At 47.6% G+C, this 19,796-nt stretch carries 16 protein-coding genes; 12 read left to right on the top strand and 4 right to left on the bottom strand.

From position 1 onward, the window contains the following. The first annotated feature begins 191 nt into the window (after window positions 1-191). The 5 genes from mazG (at window position 192) to J4N45_RS16385 (ending at window position 7,326) form a co-directional block, all read left to right on the top strand. Window positions 192-998 carry a nucleoside triphosphate pyrophosphohydrolase gene (mazG, locus tag J4N45_RS16405; RefSeq protein WP_252012578.1) on the top strand — a complete coding sequence of 269 codons (807 nt, stop codon included), beginning with the start codon at window positions 192-194 and terminating at the stop codon, window positions 996-998. Between the two features lie 162 nt (window positions 999-1,160). Further along, window positions 1,161-2,801, top strand: coding sequence for a CTP synthase (gene pyrG / locus J4N45_RS16400; protein WP_252012576.1), 1,641 nt, complete (start codon window positions 1,161-1,163; stop codon window positions 2,799-2,801). A gap of 75 nt (window positions 2,802-2,876) precedes the next feature. Further along, window positions 2,877-4,175, top strand: coding sequence for a phosphopyruvate hydratase (gene eno, locus J4N45_RS16395; protein WP_252012574.1), 1,299 nt, complete (start codon window positions 2,877-2,879; stop codon window positions 4,173-4,175). Between the two features lie 661 nt (window positions 4,176-4,836). Next, window positions 4,837-6,012 carry an Ldh family oxidoreductase gene (locus J4N45_RS16390; protein ID WP_252012573.1) on the top strand — a complete coding sequence of 392 codons (1,176 nt, stop codon included), beginning with the start codon at window positions 4,837-4,839 and terminating at the stop codon, window positions 6,010-6,012. 147 nt (window positions 6,013-6,159) lie between these two features. Continuing rightward, window positions 6,160-7,326, top strand: a complete 1,167-nt coding sequence (locus J4N45_RS16385) for an Ldh family oxidoreductase (protein WP_252012571.1) — start codon at window positions 6,160-6,162, stop codon at window positions 7,324-7,326. Window positions 7,327-7,360: 34 nt separating this feature from the next. On the opposite strand, the gene J4N45_RS16380 is transcribed toward J4N45_RS16385, so the two are convergent. Continuing rightward, window positions 7,361-8,389: an AraC family transcriptional regulator gene (locus tag J4N45_RS16380; RefSeq protein ID WP_252012568.1), complete on the bottom strand. Its 1,029-nt coding sequence runs from the start codon at window positions 8,387-8,389 to the stop codon at window positions 7,361-7,363. 128 nt (window positions 8,390-8,517) lie between these two features. On the opposite strand from J4N45_RS16380, the gene J4N45_RS16375 reads away from it, so the two are divergent. Further along, a complete protein-coding gene (locus J4N45_RS16375; protein WP_252012566.1) occupies window positions 8,518-9,657 on the top strand; it encodes an arginase family protein in 1,140 nt (379 codons plus the stop codon). Window positions 9,658-9,810: 153 nt separating this feature from the next. Here the strand turns inward: J4N45_RS16375 and J4N45_RS16370 are convergent, their stop codons facing one another. From J4N45_RS16370 to J4N45_RS16360, 3 genes are all read right to left on the bottom strand, one after another. Continuing rightward, entirely contained in the window at window positions 9,811-10,950 is a 1,140-nt protein-coding gene (locus J4N45_RS16370) for a glycerate kinase (RefSeq protein ID WP_252012565.1), read from the bottom strand. 9 nt (window positions 10,951-10,959) lie between these two features. Continuing rightward, window positions 10,960-12,225, bottom strand: coding sequence for a GntP family permease (locus J4N45_RS16365; protein WP_234495145.1), 1,266 nt, complete (start codon window positions 12,223-12,225; stop codon window positions 10,960-10,962). 166 nt (window positions 12,226-12,391) lie between these two features. Next, window positions 12,392-13,534, bottom strand: coding sequence for a sugar diacid recognition domain-containing protein (locus tag J4N45_RS16360; RefSeq protein WP_252012564.1), 1,143 nt, complete (start codon window positions 13,532-13,534; stop codon window positions 12,392-12,394). A gap of 93 nt (window positions 13,535-13,627) precedes the next feature. Between J4N45_RS16360 and J4N45_RS16355 the strand changes: the two genes are divergently transcribed. The 6 genes from J4N45_RS16355 to J4N45_RS16330 all read left to right on the top strand — a co-directional run bounded on the left by J4N45_RS16355 (window position 13,628) and on the right by J4N45_RS16330 (window position 19,679). Then, window positions 13,628-13,999, top strand: coding sequence for a YacL family protein (locus J4N45_RS16355; protein WP_042473337.1), 372 nt, complete (start codon window positions 13,628-13,630; stop codon window positions 13,997-13,999). A gap of 206 nt (window positions 14,000-14,205) precedes the next feature. After that, a complete protein-coding gene (locus J4N45_RS16350; RefSeq protein WP_038229080.1) occupies window positions 14,206-14,544 on the top strand; it encodes a P-II family nitrogen regulator in 339 nt (112 codons plus the stop codon). An 18-nt stretch (window positions 14,545-14,562) separates the two neighbouring features. Next, window positions 14,563-15,792: an ammonium transporter AmtB gene (locus J4N45_RS16345; protein ID WP_252012562.1), complete on the top strand. Its 1,230-nt coding sequence runs from the start codon at window positions 14,563-14,565 to the stop codon at window positions 15,790-15,792. Between the two features lie 136 nt (window positions 15,793-15,928). Then, window positions 15,929-16,939 carry a Fe(3+) ABC transporter substrate-binding protein gene (locus J4N45_RS16340; RefSeq protein WP_252012560.1) on the top strand — a complete coding sequence of 337 codons (1,011 nt, stop codon included), beginning with the start codon at window positions 15,929-15,931 and terminating at the stop codon, window positions 16,937-16,939. An 83-nt stretch (window positions 16,940-17,022) separates the two neighbouring features. After that, on the top strand, window positions 17,023-18,648 hold the full coding sequence (locus J4N45_RS16335) for an ABC transporter permease (RefSeq protein ID WP_234495148.1): 1,626 nt from the start codon (window positions 17,023-17,025) through the stop codon (window positions 18,646-18,648). Continuing rightward, complete coding sequence (locus J4N45_RS16330) at window positions 18,648-19,679, top strand: ABC transporter ATP-binding protein (RefSeq protein ID WP_252012557.1); 1,032 nt, start codon at window positions 18,648-18,650, stop codon at window positions 19,677-19,679. Before J4N45_RS16335 ends, J4N45_RS16330 begins: the two co-directional genes overlap by 1 nt. Window positions 19,680-19,796 lie beyond the last annotated feature (117 nt).

Raw genomic sequence — 19,796 nt, 5'->3', positions numbered from 1 at the left:
TCCCCTTAGTAAGGGGAGGAGCATACGAATAACAGGCGATGCGACGCTAGGAGCTAGCATTCTGTTCTCCCCCTAAATAGGGGGAGCTAGAGGGGGTAAAAAACCACGCGCTCCCAACCCCTAACAAACCAAAAAACACAACCAAGGGCGAGTGCTACCACACTCGCCCTTGTCGTAACCAGGAACCCAACATGACCCAACCTATAGACCAACTCCTCACCATCATGGCGCAGCTCCGCGACGAAGAAAAAGGCTGCCCATGGGACAGAAAACAAACCTTCGAAACCATTGTTCCTCACACCATCGAAGAGACCTTTGAGGTGGTGGATGCCATCCACAACAAAGACTGGCCGAACCTAAAAGAAGAGCTGGGTGACTTGCTGTTCCAAGTCATCTTCTACAGTCAGATGGCGAAAGAGCAGGGGCTGTTTGATTTTAATGAGGTGGTAGAAGGGCTTAACGAGAAGCTTACCCGCCGCCATCCGCACGTTTTTTCTGACGTTGAGTTTGAAGATGAAGCGGCGATCAACGCCAACTGGGAAGCAGAGAAACAGAAGGAAAAAGCGCAACTAGGCAAAACCGCGCAAAGTATTCTAGACTCAATACCACAGTCGCTTCCTGCACTTTCTAAAGCCAACAAAATACAGAAACGTTGCGCAAAATTTGGCTTCGATTGGGACGCGCTTGGGCCTGTGGTTGAGAAGGTTCAAGAAGAGATCGAAGAGGTCGTTGAAGAAGCGATACAAGTCGATGTAAACGAAGACAAACTGGAAGAAGAAGTGGGCGATTTGCTGTTTGCCGCAGTGAACCTTTCTCGTCATTTGAAGAAAGATCCTGAAGTGGCGCTGCGAAAAGCTAATGACAAATTTGCACGCCGATTTAAGGGTGTAGAAGCTCGTGTTGCGGGCGAAGGTAAGTTATTGACAGACTTTAGTCTTAACGAGCTAGATGCGTTTTGGAATGATGTAAAAAAACAAGAAAACAGCTCGGATTTGTGAACCACTTCTCGCTGGTGTAAGTTTCTACTATTGATTTGAAGCAAAAAATAAAAATTTTGAATGTGATAAGTTTCACGTTGTGGCGGTAAAGGGCTTCTGGTATATTTGCATCCCGTCCAGAAGAAATCCATTTTCCCTCATTCAACCAACTTCAGGTTAAACATGACGACAAATTATATTTTTGTTACTGGCGGGGTAGTATCCTCTCTAGGTAAAGGTATTGCAGCAGCATCTCTTGCAGCAATTTTAGAAGCACGTGGTCTTAAAGTGACCATGATGAAGCTTGACCCTTACATCAACGTTGATCCAGGCACAATGAGCCCAACTCAGCACGGTGAAGTGTTCGTCACGGAAGATGGCGCTGAAACTGACCTTGACCTTGGTCACTACGAGCGTTTCATCCGTACCAAGATGACAAAACGCAACAACTTTACTGCTGGTCGTGTTTACGCTGACGTTCTACGTAAAGAACGTCGTGGTGACTACCTAGGTGCGACTATTCAGGTTATCCCACACATCACAAACGCTATTAAAGATCGTGTAATCGCTGGCTCTGAAGGCCATGACGTTGCGATCGTTGAAGTTGGTGGCACCGTTGGTGATATCGAATCTCTACCATTTATGGAAGCAATCCGTCAGCTAGCGGTTGAGCTTGGTCGTGAGCGTGCAATGTTCATGCACCTGACTCTTGTTCCTTACCTAGCAGCAGCGGGCGAAGTGAAAACTAAGCCAACGCAGCACTCTGTAAAAGAGCTTCTATCTATCGGTATTCAGCCAGATATTCTTGTTTGCCGTAGCGATCGCATGATCCCTGCTAACGAGCGTAAGAAGATTGCTCTGTTCTGTAACGTACAAGAGAAAGCGGTTATCTCAATGAAGGACGTAGATTCTATCTACAAGATCCCTCAGTTGATTAAAGCGCAAGGTCTTGACGATCTTGTTTGTACTCGCTTTGGTATTAACGCTCCAGAAGCTGACCTATCTGAATGGGAACAGGTTATCTACGAAGAAGCGAACCCAACTGGTGATGTTGTTATCGGTATGGTTGGTAAGTACATTGAGCTTCCTGATGCGTACAAGTCGGTGAACGAAGCACTTAAGCACGCGGGTCTTAAGAACCGTCTGAACGTGAAGATCAAGTACGTTGACTCGCAAGATGTTGAGAGCAAAGGCGAAGAAGCACTAGCAGGTCTAGATGCTATCCTTGTTCCGGGTGGCTTCGGCGATCGTGGTGTAGAAGGTAAGATCCGCGCAGCTCAATACGCACGTGAGAACAAAGTACCTTACCTAGGTATCTGTCTAGGGATGCAAGTAGCGCTTATCGAATACGCACGTAACGTAGCGGGCATGGAAGGCGCACATTCAACAGAATTTAACAAAGAGACGAAATACCCTGTGGTAGGCTTGATCACAGAGTGGGTTGATGGTGAAGGTAAAGTTGAAGAACGTACTGAAACCTCAGACCTTGGCGGTACAATGCGTCTTGGTTCTCAGCTATGTCACCTTGAGAAAGGGACGAAAGCGTACGAACTATACGGCAATGCGAAGATCCACGAGCGTCACCGTCACCGCTATGAAGTGAACAACGTACTTCGTCCTCAGATTGAAAAAGCAGGTCTTAAAGTTTCTGGTCTTTCAGCAGACAAGAAACTGGTTGAAGTGATCGAGAACCCAGCACACCCATGGTTTGTTGCTGCGCAGTTCCACCCAGAATTCACTTCAACACCACGCGATGGTCACCCACTGTTCTCTGGCTTTGTTAAGGCAGCAGGTGAGTACCAGCGCGGTACTGAAGAAAAGTAAAAAGGATACGGGCGGCAGCGAAGGTTGTGCGGCTGCCCTAAATTTGACATTTATATTTAATGAGAGGAAACATTAATGTCTAAGATCGTTAAAGTTCTAGGTCGTGAAATCATCGACTCACGTGGTAACCCAACTGTTGAAGCTGAAGTACACCTAGAAGGCGGTTTCGTAGGTATGGCTGCGGCTCCATCTGGCGCATCTACTGGTTCTCGCGAAGCTCTTGAGCTACGTGACGGCGACAAAGCACGTTTCCTAGGTAAAGGTGTTCTTAAAGCTGTTGAAGCTGTGAACGGTGCAATCGCTGAAGCTCTAGTTGGTAAAGACGCTAAAGCTCAAGCTGACGTTGACCAAGTAATGATCGACCTAGACGGTACTGAAAACAAGTCTAAGTTCGGTGCGAACGCTATCCTAGCTGTTTCTCTAGCAAACGCTAAAGCGGCTGCAGCTGCTAAAGGCATGCCTTTGTTCGAGCACATCGCTGAGCTAAACGGTACTGCAGGTCAGTTCTCTATGCCTCTACCAATGATGAACATCATCAACGGTGGTGAGCACGCAGACAACAACGTTGACATCCAAGAGTTCATGATCCAACCAGTTGGCGCTAAGACTCTTAAAGAAGGTCTACGTATCGGTGCAGAAGTATTCCACAACCTAGCTAAAGTTCTTAAGTCTAAAGGCTACAGCACTGCAGTTGGTGACGAAGGTGGTTTCGCTCCTAACCTTAAGTCTAACGCTGAAGCTCTAGAAGTTATCGCAGAAGCTGTTGCAGCTGCTGGTTACGAACTAGGTAAAGACGTAACTCTAGCTATGGACTGTGCAGCATCTGAGTTCTTCGACAAAGAAGCTGGCATCTACAACATGAAGGGCGAAGGTAAGACTTTCTCTTCTGAAGAGTTCAACCACTACCTAGCAGAGCTTGCTAACCAATTCCCAATCGTTTCTATCGAAGACGGTCTAGACGAGTCTGACTGGGATGGCTTCAAGCACCAAACTGAACTACTAGGTGACAAGCTTCAACTAGTAGGTGACGACCTGTTCGTTACTAACACTAAGATCCTTGCTGAAGGTATCGAGAAAGGCGTAGCTAACTCTATCCTTATCAAGTTCAACCAAATCGGTTCTCTAACTGAGACTCTAGCTGCTATCAAGATGGCTAAAGACGCAGGTTACACAGCTGTAATCTCTCACCGTTCTGGCGAAACTGAAGATGCAACTATCGCTGACCTAGCGGTAGGTACTGCTGCAGGTCAAATCAAGACTGGTTCTATGAGCCGTTCTGACCGTGTTGCTAAGTACAACCAGCTAATTCGTATCGAAGAAGCTCTAGGTGAAAAAGCACCATACAACGGTCTTAAAGAAGTTAAAGGTCAGTAATTCATAGTTTGAATTACTAGCTTAAAGCTTTAATGAATGCCCCACTTTTTAGTGGGGCATTTTGCTTTTAAGGTCCTAAGAACTTTTAGGGCTCTAAGAGCAATGAGCCGCTCTGACCGTGTTGCTGCTACACCTAAAAGAAAGCAACCAGCTAATTCGTATCGAAGAAGCTCTAGGTGAAAAAGCACCATACAACGGTCTTAAAGAAGTTAAAGGTCAGTAATTCATAGTTTGAATTACTAGCTTAAAGCTTTAATGAATGCCCCACTTTTTAGTGGGGCATTTTGCTTTTAAGGTCCTAAGAACTTTTAGGGCTCTAAGAGCAATGAGCCGCTCTGACCGTGTTGCTGCTAAACCTAAAAGAAAGCAACCAGCTAATTCGTATCGAAGAAGCTCTAGGTGAAAAAGCACCATACAACGGTCTTAAAGAAGTTAAAGGTCAAGCTTAATCCTTGATTTTTAAACGACTTTGAAAAAGCCGCTCATTAGAGCGGCTTTTTTTATAGCCAGATTAGCCTCACAGTTCTGTGACGCTTATCATCAAAACGGGTAACAGTTTAAGTAACAGCATCCAGTATTTTACTTCTGAAATATGCCTCATCGGTTAAAGTGATTACAGTTTTCATAAAAACGTATTCCTACTTATACAGAGGACATTACCATGGCTAAAGTTAGCAGCCCTACTACTACGTTTAACAACGAGTACTTCTCATTCATCGTTTCTGAATCTTGGAAGCACATTGGTGCATCTCAAGCTCACGCTGATATCCTTGCGCACAACCTACTTGTAGGTGGCCTACAGGGTAAACTACACCAAGGTCTGGGTGTTATCGAAGCGGTAACTATCCCTTACGAAGCGGGCATCCTTGACACGACTACGACTCCAGAAATCGAGTCTGAAGGTGAAACTTGGGCTGTTTACAACGGTAAGAAGTCTTCTGGCCACTACGTATGTACGCTAATGGCTCAAACGGCTATCGAGAAGGCACGTAAGCACGGTATCTCAATCGTATTCGGTTACGACCACTGTGACGGCGGCAACTTCTCTAACTACACACAGATGGCAATGAAAGAAGGCATGTTTGCGATGTCTTCAAACAACTCTGTACCTCTAAACGCACCATTCGGCGGTATGGATCCAGCAATGTCTTGTCCTCCATTCGACGCTGCATGTATCGGTGGTGAAGAGCTTCCGCTAGTAACGTCTATCATGATCGGTGAAGGTTACGACTCTCACATCTGTGACGCTATCGTGAACGACCGTGACCTACACGTTGCAGCACTTGTTGACCAAGACACGGGTGAACTAACAGCTGACGCTCGTAAGTGGGGCTCTCTAATCGAAGGTTACGGCCGCGTTGCTGACTGTAAAGCACCATGGACGTTCCTAACGCCACGTCTATACTCGCTAAACATCTGGAACGAAGTAATGACTGCAATCATCAACCCGAAAGGTAAGATTGCTCCTGAGCTTCCAGCAGTACCAAGTGACTTCTTCACTATGGAAAATGCACCATGTCCAGTAGGTGGTTCATACATCCTAGTGATCGACCCAAGCCACTTCGGTCCAATCGAAGAAGTGAAGCGTAAGTCTGACATGTTCGTTAAAGCACTGAAAGAAAACCGCCCACGCGCTGGCTTCAACGAAGTATTCATCCCAGATGAGTGGGGTCTAAAAGCTCTTGCAACTGCAACTGATGAGCACCAAGTAATGGACGCTCACTGGGACGGTTTCAAAGACTTCCTAAAACGTTCTGGCACTTCAATCGAAGAGCTAAACGCGAAGTGGGAAGCGAAAGTTGGCGCTGAGCGCGCTGCGGAAACTATCCGTAAGTAATTGAAAATCATACGCACATGATTTTAAGCCCGGTCCTTTGGACTGGGCTTTTTTTTACCTGTAACTGCCAGTAACTACCCAAGAGTGGCTTCATTGACTATTTTTAGCGTACACAAAAACTAGTCAGTCATTTGAAAGGAGTTATCTATGTCTGCAAGTCCTACTCTCACGTTCGACAACGAGTACTATCAATTCGTCGTTTCACAAGCTTGGCTGCATGTTGGTGCGGACAAAGAGCACGCTGACATCATTGCGAGAAACACCATGAATGGTGGCTTGCAAGGTAAACTTCATCAGGGGTTGGGTGTAATGGAAGCGGTCACGATTCCTTTTGAAGCTGGAGTGATGGACGTTTCGAGTAAGCCAGTTGTAGAGTCTGAAGGTGAAACATGGGCCGTTTTTGACGGTCAACGCTCTTCTGGTCACTACACCTTAACGCTTATGGCGGAATCAGCTATTGAGAAAGCTAGAAAGCACGGCATCTCCATTGTGTTTGGCTATAACCACGTCGATGGCGGTAATTTCTCCAATTACGCCCAACTTGCTGCTAAGCAAGGTATGTTTGCAATGACGTCGAATAACTCTATTCCACTCAACGCGCCATTTGGTGGTATGGATCCTGCGATGTCCTGCCCACCTTTCGATGCAGCTTGCGTCGGTGGTGAGGAGCTTCCATTGGTCACGTCCATCATGCTCGGTGAAGGATATGACGCCAATATCAGTGATGCCTTGATTAACAATAAACGTCTGAACGTCGCGGCTCTTGTCGATCAAGAAACGGGCGAGTTGACGGATGATGCAGCAAAATGGGGACGACTGATTCCCGGTTATGGACGTGTTGCGGACTGTGATGCGCCTTGGACCTTCCTAACGCCGCGCCTATACTCCCTGAACATTTGGAACGAGGTTCTGTCTGCCATCATTAACCCGAAAGCGAAAATCGCACCTGAGCTACCAGCGTTGCCAAGCGACTGCTTGAAAGAGGGTGCTCCGACACCTGTCGGTGGCTCTTACATCATCGTTATTGACCCAAGCCATTTTGGTCCGTTAGATGAAGTGAAGCGCAAGAGTGACGAGTTCGTTCGTGCTATCAAGGCAAATCGTCCACGCAAAGGCTTTGATGAAGTGTTCATTCCAGATGAGTGGGGCTTAGCAGCAATGCGTGAAAATGCGACGGAACACCAAGTGTTGACCGCTCACTGGAACGCATTTAAAGACTTTCTGGTAAGACAGGGCACAAGCATTGAGGCGCTAAACCAGAAATGGAAAGAAACGGTTGGCGAAGCGCGCGCTGAGCAGACGGTGCATCAATAACGGTTGAAACAGAGCGCGCCGAGCAGGCGTGCTCTTAGTTGGATTTGTTATTTGCTCTGAACTGACTCGGGCTAACGCCCACATAACCTTGAAATGCGCGGAAAAACGGTGGAGACGAGTGGTAGTTCAGCATGTCTGCGATTTCAGTTGTTGAGAGCTCGGAGCTGAGTAACAACTCTTTTGCCACCTGCATGCGGGTGTCGAGAACTAAATGTTTGAAGGTTGTTCCTTCGGTCTCCAAGCGCCTGCGCAAGGTTCGCGATGTCATATTCATCTCATCGGCCACCGTTTCCATGCTGGGCAATCCATATTTGAGCTGAGACAAGAGTTTTATTCGAATTTGGTAGCTGAGAGGAGCATCCTTCTCACTGTCAAACTGCTGACTTTGCTGAGTCGCAATGTGGGCAATAAGCGAGGGTTGTAGGCTGATTGAGTGGTGAATCCAATCAACAGGGAACCGTAGCTGATGTTGCTGTCTGTCGAACATCAGATTGTGTTCGAAAACCTCTCTGTAGAGAGCTTGGTAGCTAGGAGCTGGATAGGCGAAATCAATTTCGATTAACTCGGAGTCAAAGCGCTCGTTTAAGAACTGCTGTAACCCCAAGTAATAATGACATAGAGACTCTTCGACATTGTAGTGCTGCGCAGAGCGCCCTTCGGAGCGGTCAACAATCGTGATGTAAGCCCATTCACTGTCGTAACCTATATGGATGTCGACATAGTCTTTGGTTACAAACGAAAACTGCAAACCGGTGTCGAGCAACTGCTTTATGTTTTGACAGTTGATCATCGCATAGCCCCAAGCGCCCATATCTTGAAGTTTGAGTCGCTTAGCGATGCGCAGACCTAACCCGTCAATGTGCAGTTGGTTTACAGTGAGATCAATAAGCTGATGCACCTGAGAAACTTGGAGCGGGTGGTAGTGACCTTGAGTGATACGCACTATACCGGCTTTACGTAGGAACTGCTGAGCATCAAAGTCACGACCGAGGGATTGACGCACGATGGTTTCCCAATGACCGATAATTGCCTGCAAGAAGTGTTGATGGTTCAAAGAATACACAGACATTGTCCTGAAATATCATATTGCTGTCCTGAAGTGTAATTAATTACACCCGATTTAGCCACTATAATAACCCTATCTTGAGAAGTCGCTTTAGCGGCTACCTCCAATAACTAGAGGAATTATCCATGTTTAAGCCAAAACGTGTTGAGATTGCGAAAGACAAACTAGACCTATACCAAGACATCTACTGGAACAAGTCAGATGCGGATTTCTACATCAACGAAGACATCGCTCCTATGCAAGCGCGCATGGCTGAGCAAGGCGTTGAAGCATTCAGTTTGCTAGGTAAGCAGCACGTTGGTGCATTTGGTGCGCCATATGTGAACAGCTTTGAAGGCGTTGACATTGCAATGTACGGCCTAACCATGGATAAGTGCTCACCAAACGCTGGTGGTCACAAGTTCGGTCCTGCCGCTATCCGTGAAGCATCAAAAACGGGTATGGGCATGATTCACCAAGACGGTACTATGCCGTTCGAACTGTGTAACATCATCGACTACGGAAACTGGGATGGCCTAGGTCAATTCAACCTAGACGAAGAAATGCGTGCCGCGCAAGAAGTTGTTGATGACATGGTTATTAATCACGGTATCACACCATTCTTCTTTGGTGGTGACCACACTGTGGCTTACCCTGGCCCTGCGGCACTGGCTAAAGTTCACGGTCCTGTATCGCTAATCCACATTGACGGTCACTTTGACCTGCTGACTCGCAAAGATTTTGACTACGAGTCATATTCAGGCAACTGGTACTGCCGTCTAGCATCAGAAGGTGCAATGGATCCGTCTACCAGTGTAAGTCTTGGTATGCGTGGCCGCTGGTGTGCATCACAACAAGGTAAAGCGAAGGCTATCGGTGGTAACTTCTTCCTAGCGGACGAAATCTACGACCTAGGCATCGACTACATCGTAGAGCAGATCCTTGAGAAGCAAGGCGACGGTCGCCCAGTGTACCTAACGTTTGACCTAGATGGCTTAGATCTTCTAGACCACAGTGCAAACTCAAGCCCAGATCCATTTGGTGTGACTGCGCGCATGTACTACGACATCTTCCGCAAGCTTCGTGCGACTAAGCGTATCAACCTAGTGGGTGCTGATATTGCTGAATTTGCTCCTCAGAAGAACTCTGACGAGAAAGATGCGCTACTAACAGCCGCATTCGGTTGGGAACTACTGACATGGTTGGCAGAGTGTCGCCACATCCGTGAAGGCAAGAAGAACCCAACAAACTGGCCAATGAACTTCGGTCGTAACATCGAGTTCTAATAAGACTTGGTCTGTTTTGTGGGTGTCATCCCAGCGCAGGCAGGGATCTTCTCACAGCGTCCAGCAAGCCTATCGAGATAGGCGCACGCCAGTGGAATGACAAAAAAATGCCCGCTCAACTGAGCGGGCATTTTTCTTTTTAGCAAAAGGAAACTATTTACGGAAGTTCATCGCCATTGCAGCAGCGATATTACGAGAAGTCATCTCGACATTAAACGCCGCTTCTTTCAACGCCGTCGGCAAATCGGTCGCGCCAAGCACTACACTGTAAGCTGCATCAATACCGTGCTCATGCACCACTGCGCAATCTTTCGCTGTGCTACCAGCAATCGCGATCACAGGAATATCGTATTGCTTAGCGGTGCGCGCCACACCAACTGGTGTTTTTCCATGGATAGTTTGGCTATCAATTCGACCTTCACCAGTAATCACAAGGTCGGCATCTTTGACCACTTCGCTAAGGTTTACAGCATCCATCACGATCTGAATGCCCGGACGAAGCTCGGCATCGAACAGGCCTAAAAGTGCAGCGCCTAGGCCTCCCGCAGCGCCAGCACCAGCAGTATCTAAGACGTCACGACCATTGGTTGATTTAATCACTTCAGCGTAGTGCGCTAGGTTAGCGTCGAGCGTTTCAACTATCTCAGGTGTTGCCCCTTTTTGTGGGCCAAACACATGAGAGGCACCTTTCGGGCCGCATAGTGGGTTATCAACATCACACGCCACTTCTAGCTTGATGTTCGTTAGGCGAGGATCTAGCTCAGAAAGGTCAATACTCGCAAGCTTACTTAGCTCACCGCCACCAAAACCCAGTGCATTGCCATCAACATCAAGGAGTCTTGCGCCTAGAGCCTGCGCCATGCCAATACCACCGTCATTGGTCGCACTACCACCGATACCGACGATAATGTGCTTTACTCCGCGATCCAGCGCTGCCTTAACTAGCTCACCCGTGCCAAAGGTGGTGGTCAGCAGTGGGTTGCGATTTTCAGGTTCAACCAGATGAAGACCGGACGCTGCCGCCATCTCAATGATGGCAGTGGAACCATCACCCATCAGACCGAAAAAGCCCTCAACGGCTTGCCCGAGCGGCCCAGTTACGTCACAAGTAACAATAGAGCCATCAGTGGCATCAACGAGCGATTGCACTGTGCCTTCGCCGCCGTCTGCCATAGGTAGTTTGATGTATTCGGCATCGGTGAAGATCTTCTTAAATCCTGCCTCAATAGCTTCGGCAACTTCCATGGCCGTAAGACTTTCTTTGTATGAATCTGGAGCGATGATAATTTTCATAATTAAACCTTAAACAAATAGACCGAACACACCGAAGATCATTACCGAAACGAACGCGATCATCAGACCAACCGCAGACTCGTAAGGAATGAGTTTGAGACGCTCGCGAATATCCATATGCACAGCGCCGCCAGTGGCGTGGAAGAAGCTACCGTGTGGCATGTGATCCAGAACAGTAGCACCAGAGTGAATCATGGCTGCGCCCGCTAGAGCAGGAACGCCGAGTTCAAGAATGGTAGAGCTAAATACGCTAGATGCTACCGCCGTACCTGCTGTGGTCGATGCGGTTGCAAGTGCCATCATGGCACCGGAAATTGGAGCAAGTAGATATGATGGAAGACCAGAGGCGGTCAGAACATCAATAAGGCCATCTTTTAGGCCAGAGTTAGCGATGATGCCAGCAAGTGTACCCGTACCAAGAAGCATCACAGCTACTGGTGCCATGCGTGATAGGCCAGACACTGCAAAGTGGTTGGTATCGGCAAAGCGACCCATGACGACAGCACCGATCAAACCACCTAGTGGTAGTGCGATGAGCGGGTCAACGTTGATGCCAGCAATAGGGCGAAGCGCAAGCAGAGCGATAGCAACAAGAGGTGCCACAATCGCAGCGCCAAATTTAGGTAGCCTAGAGTGGTCAACTGCAACCACTTCGCTCTCTGCTACTTTTGAGCCTTTGTTGACCAGCTTTTTCGCTATGAAGTAAGCGAAGATCATACCGCAGAGACCCGGGATGACGCCGGCTGCCATTACTGAGGTCAGCGGTACGTTGAACGCATCGGCCGCCGCAATGGCGTTCGGATTTGGTGACATCACGTTACCCGCTTTACCGCCGCCGACCATCGCCAGCAAGATAGCGGTTTTTGAGATGTCTGCGCGGCGTGCAATGGCAAGTGCGATAGGCGAAACAGTGATAACTGCAACGTCAACGAATACGCCAACGGCAGTTAGGATCATGGTGGCAATCGCCAAAGCGAGAAGCGCGCGGGTTTCGCCCACTTTCTTTACGATGGTCTCTGCGATGGATGTTGCAGCTCCTGACTCGATCAATACGCCCGCCAGCACACCAGCAGCAAGGATGCGCAATACTGCTGTGACAATGCCTTGTGCACCGCCAATCATTAGCGCAACGGTATCGGTGAGAGAAACGCCGCCAACGACACCACCGACAAGCGCGCCGATGATCATGCCGTAAGCAGGTGGCACTTTTTTAAGGATAAGGGCAATAGCAACAACCAGAGCTGCTAATGCGCCTAAGGTAGAGACTTCAATCATGGTTTGGTTTCCGCAATACTAATTTTATTAATTTTTTAGTTGGGTCTTGTGACCCTTATTGAGCGGAAGAGTAGCCATTTAGGGGGAGATTTTCTTTATGCGAACTGACGAATTTATCACTGCTGGTTATCGTTAATTTGTGCAATTGCACAAATTAACGGATTTTTTACAAACATTTTAACGCAAGGTAGAGCTGAACTTTTTCATCTAAGTTATTGATATTTAATTTAGTTGTCTGTTCTATTTTCTCAAGTCGATACCGCAAAGTGTTACGGTGGATATGGAGGGTTTCACAAGTTTGAGCCAGATCGCAGTTTTGCTCAAAAAAGGTGCGCAGTGTCTTTAGCATTACGCCTTTACTATCTGCAGCTACCAGTTTTTCGATCGGAGCCTTCAGTTGAGTCGCACGCCACGGGTCATGTTTAATGCTGCTCACCAGCACCGAGAGTTTCCGGTCTTGGTAGAACAGTATGGGACCATCATTGATATGACTGCTTTCAATGGTGGCTTTGGCGGTTTCGTAAGACTTTGCTATGCCGACGAGTTCAGGGAAATAGTCTCCGATAGCCATCTGAATAGAGAAGTCACACTCTTGGTCGATACGCTTAAGCAGTTTAGCGACTCGCTTTTCTTCCTCTTTGCGATTCCATGCGTTATTGACGACCGTCACCGGTTTCAATACCACGATCTCATTCATCGATACCGAGGCAATTCCGACGATGTTATCGCGCTCAGGGTACTCCAGAAGATGTACCAGTTTCTGCAGGTGCTCCAGTGTGACTGGTTCTCCAGGCAGCGGGATCACTTTGATCACTGTGGCTACACGAGGCTGTGCGAGATCAAGATCGAGCCGCTGAGCAATAGAGAGCAGTTGTCCCTCATTTAAACTTGATCCTTCAATGAGCTGCAGTAGTAACTCTTCCCGGTGGCGTTTATTCCATTGAACCTGCGACATAAGTGCAGCCTGTTCGACAATAAGCTCAGCCGTCATCTTTACCAGCTCACCGTAGCTTCTCACCTCTTCAGGCGTGCCTGAGATCCCGACAACACCAATGACGTTGTTATCGTAGATGATGGGTAGGTTGATGCCTTTTTTAACACCGGACAATGTGGAGGCAACGGAATCATTGATCTCTAAGGTTCTATTATCTCGGATCGCTAGCAGTGCCCCTTCATGTGTTTGGTGTAAGCGTGACGGGTCGCTAGAGCCAATGATCACGCCATTCTCGTCCATCACGTTGATGGAGTGCTCGATGATCTTCTTGGCACGATCGACAATTTGTTTAGCAATGAGAGAGTTAAGTTGCATAGGATCTGAGTCATAGAGAGCGATGTCATGAGTATACCCGATTGTCTCGAAAACTAAGGTATAATCGCCGCGAGATTACCAAGAGAAACAGTGATGGAATTCGAGTTTATTAAAAACAGTTTCACAGGTGAGTACCTAGTGAGATGCGAAATGGGCCAAGAAGTGATTGCTCGCTTGCTGCAAGAAGAGATCAGTACCAGTGACCGCACCATCATGGAAATTACCGAGTTGCTCACCCAAGCTGCCCAGTTTTCGGGCAATGAGTTTAAGTGGCAAGGTAAAGAGATCTCATTAAGTGTGGTGGACTCCGAGGTTCATGTTTACGAAAACTCCTTAGCTTTTGATAGCTTAATGGAGATGGATGAAGAGTTTTCTGTCTATGAAAGTGAGAGCCATAGCGAGTGTGGGCTAGAGGATTTTCGCTCAGTTTTAGAGCAATGGGAGCGTTTTATTCATAACAGGTAATGACCCTTTGCCCCAAATTTGCACACTCCTAGTGCTAATAACATAAAACGCATTATTTTTGTGAATGTCTTGCACCATTAAAGTGCAAGGTATTTTCATTTGTGTAACATGAAATCATCAATTCTATATATATCAATAACTTAAAAAGTTGGCACGCACCTTGATTACTAGAATACGTAACAGGGATAAAAGGCGAAGGGGATGCCATGAAACTTATTAACGCAATCATTAAACCATTCAAACTCGATGATGTAAGAGAAGCACTTGCAGATGTTGGTATTGAAGGTATGACAGTTTCTGAGGTCAAAGGATTTGGCCGTCAGAAAGGACACACAGAATTATATCGTGGTGCGGAGTACCAAGTGGACTTTCTACCGAAAGTAAAACTTGAAATTGCGACGCACGCAGACAACGTAGACCGAGTTATTGAAGCGATCACTAACGCTGCTCAAACCGGCAAGATTGGCGACGGAAAAATATTTGTGTACGACCTAGCCCAAGCAGTACGTATTCGTACGGGCGAAATGGACGCTGAAGCACTTTAAGGGATTGGAGAAATTATTATGGAATTAGCAACAACTGTCAGCGAACTGCGTTATGCGCTGGACACTTTTTACTTTCTTATTTCAGGCGCACTAGTAATGTGGATGGCAGCAGGCTTCGCAATGCTAGAGGCAGGCCTAGTTCGCTCTAAAAACACCACAGAAATCTTAACCAAGAACTTCTGTCTGTACGCGATTGCATGTACCTGTTACCTCATCGTCGGTTACCACATCATGTATGTTGATAACGGCGAAGGCGGTTGGCTACCATCATTTGGTGCGCTAATTGGTACTCAAGGTGAAGGCGCAGACCACTCTCTAGAGTCGGACTTCTTCTTCCAAGTAGTATTCGTTGCAACAGCAATGTCAGTTGTATCTGGTGCGGTTGCTGAGCGTATGAAGCTTTGGTCTTTCCTAATCTTCTCAGTAGTGCTAACAGCATTCATCTACCCAATGGAAGGTTACTGGACATGGGGCGGCGGTTTCCTATCAGAAGCAGGTTTTAGTGACTTCGCAGGTTCAGGTATCGTTCACATGGCGGGTGCAGCAGCAGCTCTAGCAGGTGTTCTACTACTAGGCGCTCGTAAGGGTAAATACGGTAAGAACGGTGAAATCCACCCAATCCCAGGCTCGAACATGCCGCTAGCAACACTAGGTACGTTCATCCTATGGCTAGGTTGGTTCGGTTTCAACGGCGGTTCTCAGCTGATGGTCTCTGACTTCGAGAACGCAACAGCGGTTGGTCAAATCTTCCTAAACACCAACGCAGCAGCCGCGGCGGGTGCAATCGCAGCAATGCTTGTGTGTAAGACAACGTGGGGCAAAGCTGACCTAACTATGATTCTGAACGGTGCACTAGCTGGTCTGGTTGCTATCACAGCAGACCCACTGTCTCCATCACCAGTTTATGCTGTAGCAATTGGTGCAGTAGGTGGCGCGCTAGTGGTATTCAGCATCATCGGTCTAGACAAGCTTAAGATTGACGATCCAGTAGGTGCTATCTCAGTTCACGGTGTGTGTGGTTTCTTCGGTCTAATGGTTGTTCCACTAAGCAACGGTGACGCAACGTTCGGTGCACAGCTTCTAGGTGCGGCAGTTATCTTCGGTTGGGTATTCGCAGCAAGCCTAGCGGTATGGGCGGTACTGAAAGCAACAATTGGTATCCGTGTATCGGAAGAAGAAGAGCTAGAAGGTATGGACATGCACGATTGTGGTGTTGGTGCTTACCCAGAGTTCGTAAGTATGAAGTAACATTTAGTTACACTTCTATTAAAAACCTGCCTTATATGGCAGGTTTTTTTATATTGGATCATTGTTTTCCTAATAAATATGAATATAATAACGCAACTGATAAACGTTCTCATTATGAATTAAAGGAACTAACACAATGAAAAAACTGCTAACTCTTTCAGCAATTGCAGCAAGCTTCGCTGCTCCAGCGATGGCTGCAGAAGAAGTCAACGTTTACTCTTACCGTCAACCTTTCCTTGTTGAGCCAATGTTCAACGAGTTCACGAAAGAAACGGGTATCAAGGTAAATGTGAAGTTTGCTAAGAAAGGTTTGGCAGAGAAGCTTCAGCAAGAAGGCGAGTACAGCCCAGCTGACGTTGTGCTAACAACGGACATCAGCCGCCTTGCAGAGCTGACTGACAAGGACGTAGTTCAAGCGGTAGACAGCGACGTGATTAACGCAAACGTTCCTGCTCAGTACCGTGACAAAGAAAACGAGTGGTTTGCACTGACGCTACGTACTCGTAACGTTTACTCATCTCGTGACCGTGTAGGTAAGCTAGGTGCAGAGTTCAACTATGCAGACCTTGCTAACCCTGAGTACAAAGGCAAAATCTGTACTCGTAGCGGTAAACACCCATACAACGTATCTTTGGTTTCATCTATGATTGCTCACCACGGTGAAGCAGAAACCAAAGAGTGGCTAGAAGGCGTTAAAGCCAACCTAGCTCGTAAGCCTCAAGGCAACGACCGCGCACAAGTTAAAGCGATCAAAGAAGGCCTTTGTGATGTTTCTCTAGGTAACAGCTACTACCTAGGCAAAATGGTTAATGACAAAGAACAGAAAGCGTGGGCTGATGCGGTTTACATCAACTTCCCGAATCAAGAAACCACTGGCACACACGTGAATGTGAGTGGCATGGCAATGGCGAAGCACTCGCCAAACAAAGAAAATGCACTGAAGCTAATGGAGTTCCTAACAGGCGACAAAGCTCAGCAATTGTACGCAGAAGTGAACTTTGAGTACCCAGTAAAAGAAGGCGTTAAGCGTTCTGAGCTTGTAGCATCTTGGGGTGACTTTAAAGCAGATACTATCTCGCTAGACGACATTGCTGGTTACCACAGCGCAGCGATCAAATTGTTAGATGAAGTTAAGTTCGACCTATAATCGATAAAAGGGGGTATAATGCCCCCTTATTTATTCTGGTTTATGACTTCTCGACTTCGCGTCGCCTGATGTATGTTTAGGCAATGAAAGAAAAAAATGTTGTTTGGAAAACCAGTAGTGGAGTGTTAACTCTGCTACTGGTTTTGCCTATTTTAGCGATCTTCTATACTGCACTTGGTGAATCAAGTGATCTTTTTGCACACCTGATGTCCACGGTGATGCCCACCTATGTTCTCAATACCATCAAATTGGTCGTTGGAGTTTTGCTGCTCTCTCTTGTGTTCGGGGTGCCCAGTGCCTGGCTAATGGCCATGTGCAAGCTGCCTAGCGAACGCGTATTGCAGTGGGCCTTAGTATTGCCACTGGCGATGCCAAGTTACATCATTGGCTACATCTTTACTGACTGGTTTGATTTTGCAGGCCCTGTCCAAGTGTGGTTACGTGATGTTTTTGCTTGGCAGGTTGGCGACTACTGGTTCCCGGATATCCGCACAGTAGGCGGTGCTACGGTTGTGCTCTCTTTGGTGCTTTACCCATACGTCTATCTGTTGTGCCGCGCGGCGTTTATGGAGCAAAATGTCTCTTTGCTGCAGTCTGCAAGACTTCTCAAATGCTCGCCGTTAGAAAGCTTTTGGCGTATCTCGTTGCCGCTTGCTCGTCCATCCATTGCGGTAGGTCTATCGCTGGTGGCGATGGAGACCATTGGTGACTTCGGCGCGGTTAGCTACTTTGCAGTCAGCACCTTAACCACAGCGGTTTACGATACTTGGCTTGGCTATTCCAATTTAAGTGCGGCCGCCAAAATTTCCGCCATGATGATGGTGGTGATTGTGCTTCTACTGGGTGCTGAGCGCTACAGTCGTCGTAAACAGAAACTGTTTCAAAGCCAGTACAATAGCCATGAAGATTTTCGTTATGAATTGCGAGGTTGGAAAAAGTGGGCAGCATTAACTTGGTGTTGGGGCTTGGTATCAGCTGCGTTTATCTTCCCGCTTGGCCAGTTAATTATTTATGCCTACAAGTACTTTGAGCAAAGCTGGACGGAAGAGTTTCAAACCTATGCCATTAACAGTTTACAGGTCTCGATCATTGCCGCCATCATTGGCGTAATCGTCGCTTTGGTGGTTAACTTCTATCGCCGTTTGGATCCAAGTCGTAAGGGTGTCGTTTTCATGCGTGCCTCGTCGCTGGGCTATGCTGTGCCGGGAACGGTGCTGGCGATTGGCGTGATGGTGACTGTCCTGTTTATGGATCATTCAGTAAATGACTTTGCCAAAGCGATGGAGTGGCAGCGCCCAGGTCTGATCTTCTCTGGTTCAATGTTTGCGCTGATTTTTGCCATGGTGGTGCGTTTTTCAGCGGTAGCGATTGGCAGTATCGAGACCAGCCTCAGTAAGGTTTCGCCTTCGCTTGATATGGCCTCGCGCACTATGGGTTGCAAGAAGAACCAGATGTTGGTTCGCGTGCATCTGCCGCTGATTAAACGTGGTGTGTTGATTGCTGGCTTGTTGGTGTTTATTGAGTCGATGAAAGAGCTCAATGCTGCGCTGCTATTGCGTCCATTCAACTTTGAAACCTTGGCCACCTACGTATTTAACTTTGCCTCAGATGAGCATTTGGAGCTTGCTGCGATGCCTGCGGTCTTGCTGGTACTCGTTGGCTTACTCCCGCTCATTATTGTTAACCGTTCATTGGAGCAAAACCACTGATGACCACTGCACTGTCGATTGAAAATTTATCTTGTCAGTATGACGAGCAAACGATTCTTGAGAATTTGTCTCTAGAGGTTAATCAAGGTGAAATTGTTTGTTTGTTGGGTGCCAGTGGCTGCGGTAAAACCACCTTGCTGAAGGCCATCGCGGGTCTATTGCCCCTGTCAGCGGGCAAGATGACGCTCGGTGAGCGCGAGATTGATAACGGTGAAACCTGGATGCCACCAGAGCAGCGTAACATTGGCATGATCTTCCAAGACTATGCGCTGTTTCCTCACCTAACGGTGGCGCAGAACGTTGCGTTTGGGCTAAAGGGCACTCCGAAGTCAGAGCAAGATGCAATCGTGAAGGAAATGCTGTCATTGGTGCATCTAGAACAATTCATTGACCGCTACCCGCATCAACTATCGGGTGGTCAGCAGCAGCGTGTGGCGATTGCGCGCAGTTTGGCGTACAAACCTGATCTACTGTTACTTGATGAACCATTTTCCAACATCGATACCCAAGTGCGTCACGAGCTCATTCGTGAGATCCGCAAAATCTTCAAAAAGCAGGGTGTGACAGCGATTTTCGTGACTCACAGCCGTGAAGAAGCGTTCGCGTTTGCCGACAAAATGGCAGTGATGAACCAAGGCATAATCGAGCAATATGGCGCGGCCTCGGAACTCTATTTCTGTCCATCGAGTAAGTTCGTTGCAGATTTCTTAGGCGGTGGCAGTTACTTGCAAGCTAAGCATATCAATGACACGACTTTCGAGACGGCTATCGGCCAAGTTGAAGCACAGTCGTGTGCCTTGATTGAGCAGGGGGCTGATTGCCAACTCTTGGTGCGCCCACAGCACATTCAATTGACTCAATCAGAAAAGAGCACTATTACGGTTATCGAGCAGCAGTTCATGGGTGACCATTGTCGCTATGTGGTTGATATTGAGGGCACGCGCGTTTTGGCCACCTCATTAGAGGCGCTTGATGTTGGCCAGAGTGTCGCGGTGAGTGTCGATGCGCAGGGCATTGTCGCGTTTGCATAAGTACTAAAAAAGCCCGGAGACAGTCGTTCCGGGCAAAGATGTTCTCCACCTATAGGGAGCTTTTTGCTAATAGGTGACCAAGAAGGTGAGTCGAGGTCACTTAGGGCAAAAAGAGAA

Source organism: Vibrio sp. SCSIO 43140 (genome assembly GCF_023716585.1).
Lineage (GTDB): Bacteria > Pseudomonadota > Gammaproteobacteria > Enterobacterales > Vibrionaceae > Vibrio > Vibrio maritimus_B.
This window is presented reverse-complemented; position numbering and strand designations above follow the sequence as displayed.

Bases quoted from the DNA above. Each gene is read 5' to 3' on its own strand.
- mazG (WP_252012578.1), top strand. From the start codon at position 192: ATGACCCAACCTATAGACCAACTCCTCACCATCATGGCGCAGCTCCGC.
- pyrG (WP_252012576.1), top strand. From the start codon at position 1,161: ATGACGACAAATTATATTTTTGTTACTGGCGGGGTAGTATCCTCTCTA.
- eno (WP_252012574.1), top strand. From the start codon at position 2,877: ATGTCTAAGATCGTTAAAGTTCTAGGTCGTGAAATCATCGACTCACGT.
- J4N45_RS16390 (WP_252012573.1), top strand. From the start codon at position 4,837: ATGGCTAAAGTTAGCAGCCCTACTACTACGTTTAACAACGAGTACTTC.
- J4N45_RS16385 (WP_252012571.1), top strand. From the start codon at position 6,160: ATGTCTGCAAGTCCTACTCTCACGTTCGACAACGAGTACTATCAATTC.
- J4N45_RS16375 (WP_252012566.1), top strand. From the start codon at position 8,518: ATGTTTAAGCCAAAACGTGTTGAGATTGCGAAAGACAAACTAGACCTA.
- J4N45_RS16370 (WP_252012565.1), bottom strand. From the start codon at position 10,950: ATGAAAATTATCATCGCTCCAGATTCATACAAAGAAAGTCTTACGGCC.
- J4N45_RS16365 (WP_234495145.1), bottom strand. From the start codon at position 12,225: ATGATTGAAGTCTCTACCTTAGGCGCATTAGCAGCTCTGGTTGTTGCT.
- J4N45_RS16360 (WP_252012564.1), bottom strand. From the start codon at position 13,534: ATGCAACTTAACTCTCTCATTGCTAAACAAATTGTCGATCGTGCCAAG.
- J4N45_RS16355 (WP_042473337.1), top strand. From the start codon at position 13,628: ATGGAATTCGAGTTTATTAAAAACAGTTTCACAGGTGAGTACCTAGTG.
- J4N45_RS16350 (WP_038229080.1), top strand. From the start codon at position 14,206: ATGAAACTTATTAACGCAATCATTAAACCATTCAAACTCGATGATGTA.
- J4N45_RS16345 (WP_252012562.1), top strand. From the start codon at position 14,563: ATGGAATTAGCAACAACTGTCAGCGAACTGCGTTATGCGCTGGACACT.
- J4N45_RS16340 (WP_252012560.1), top strand. From the start codon at position 15,929: ATGAAAAAACTGCTAACTCTTTCAGCAATTGCAGCAAGCTTCGCTGCT.
- J4N45_RS16335 (WP_234495148.1), top strand. From the start codon at position 17,023: ATGAAAGAAAAAAATGTTGTTTGGAAAACCAGTAGTGGAGTGTTAACT.
- J4N45_RS16330 (WP_252012557.1), top strand. From the start codon at position 18,648: ATGACCACTGCACTGTCGATTGAAAATTTATCTTGTCAGTATGACGAG.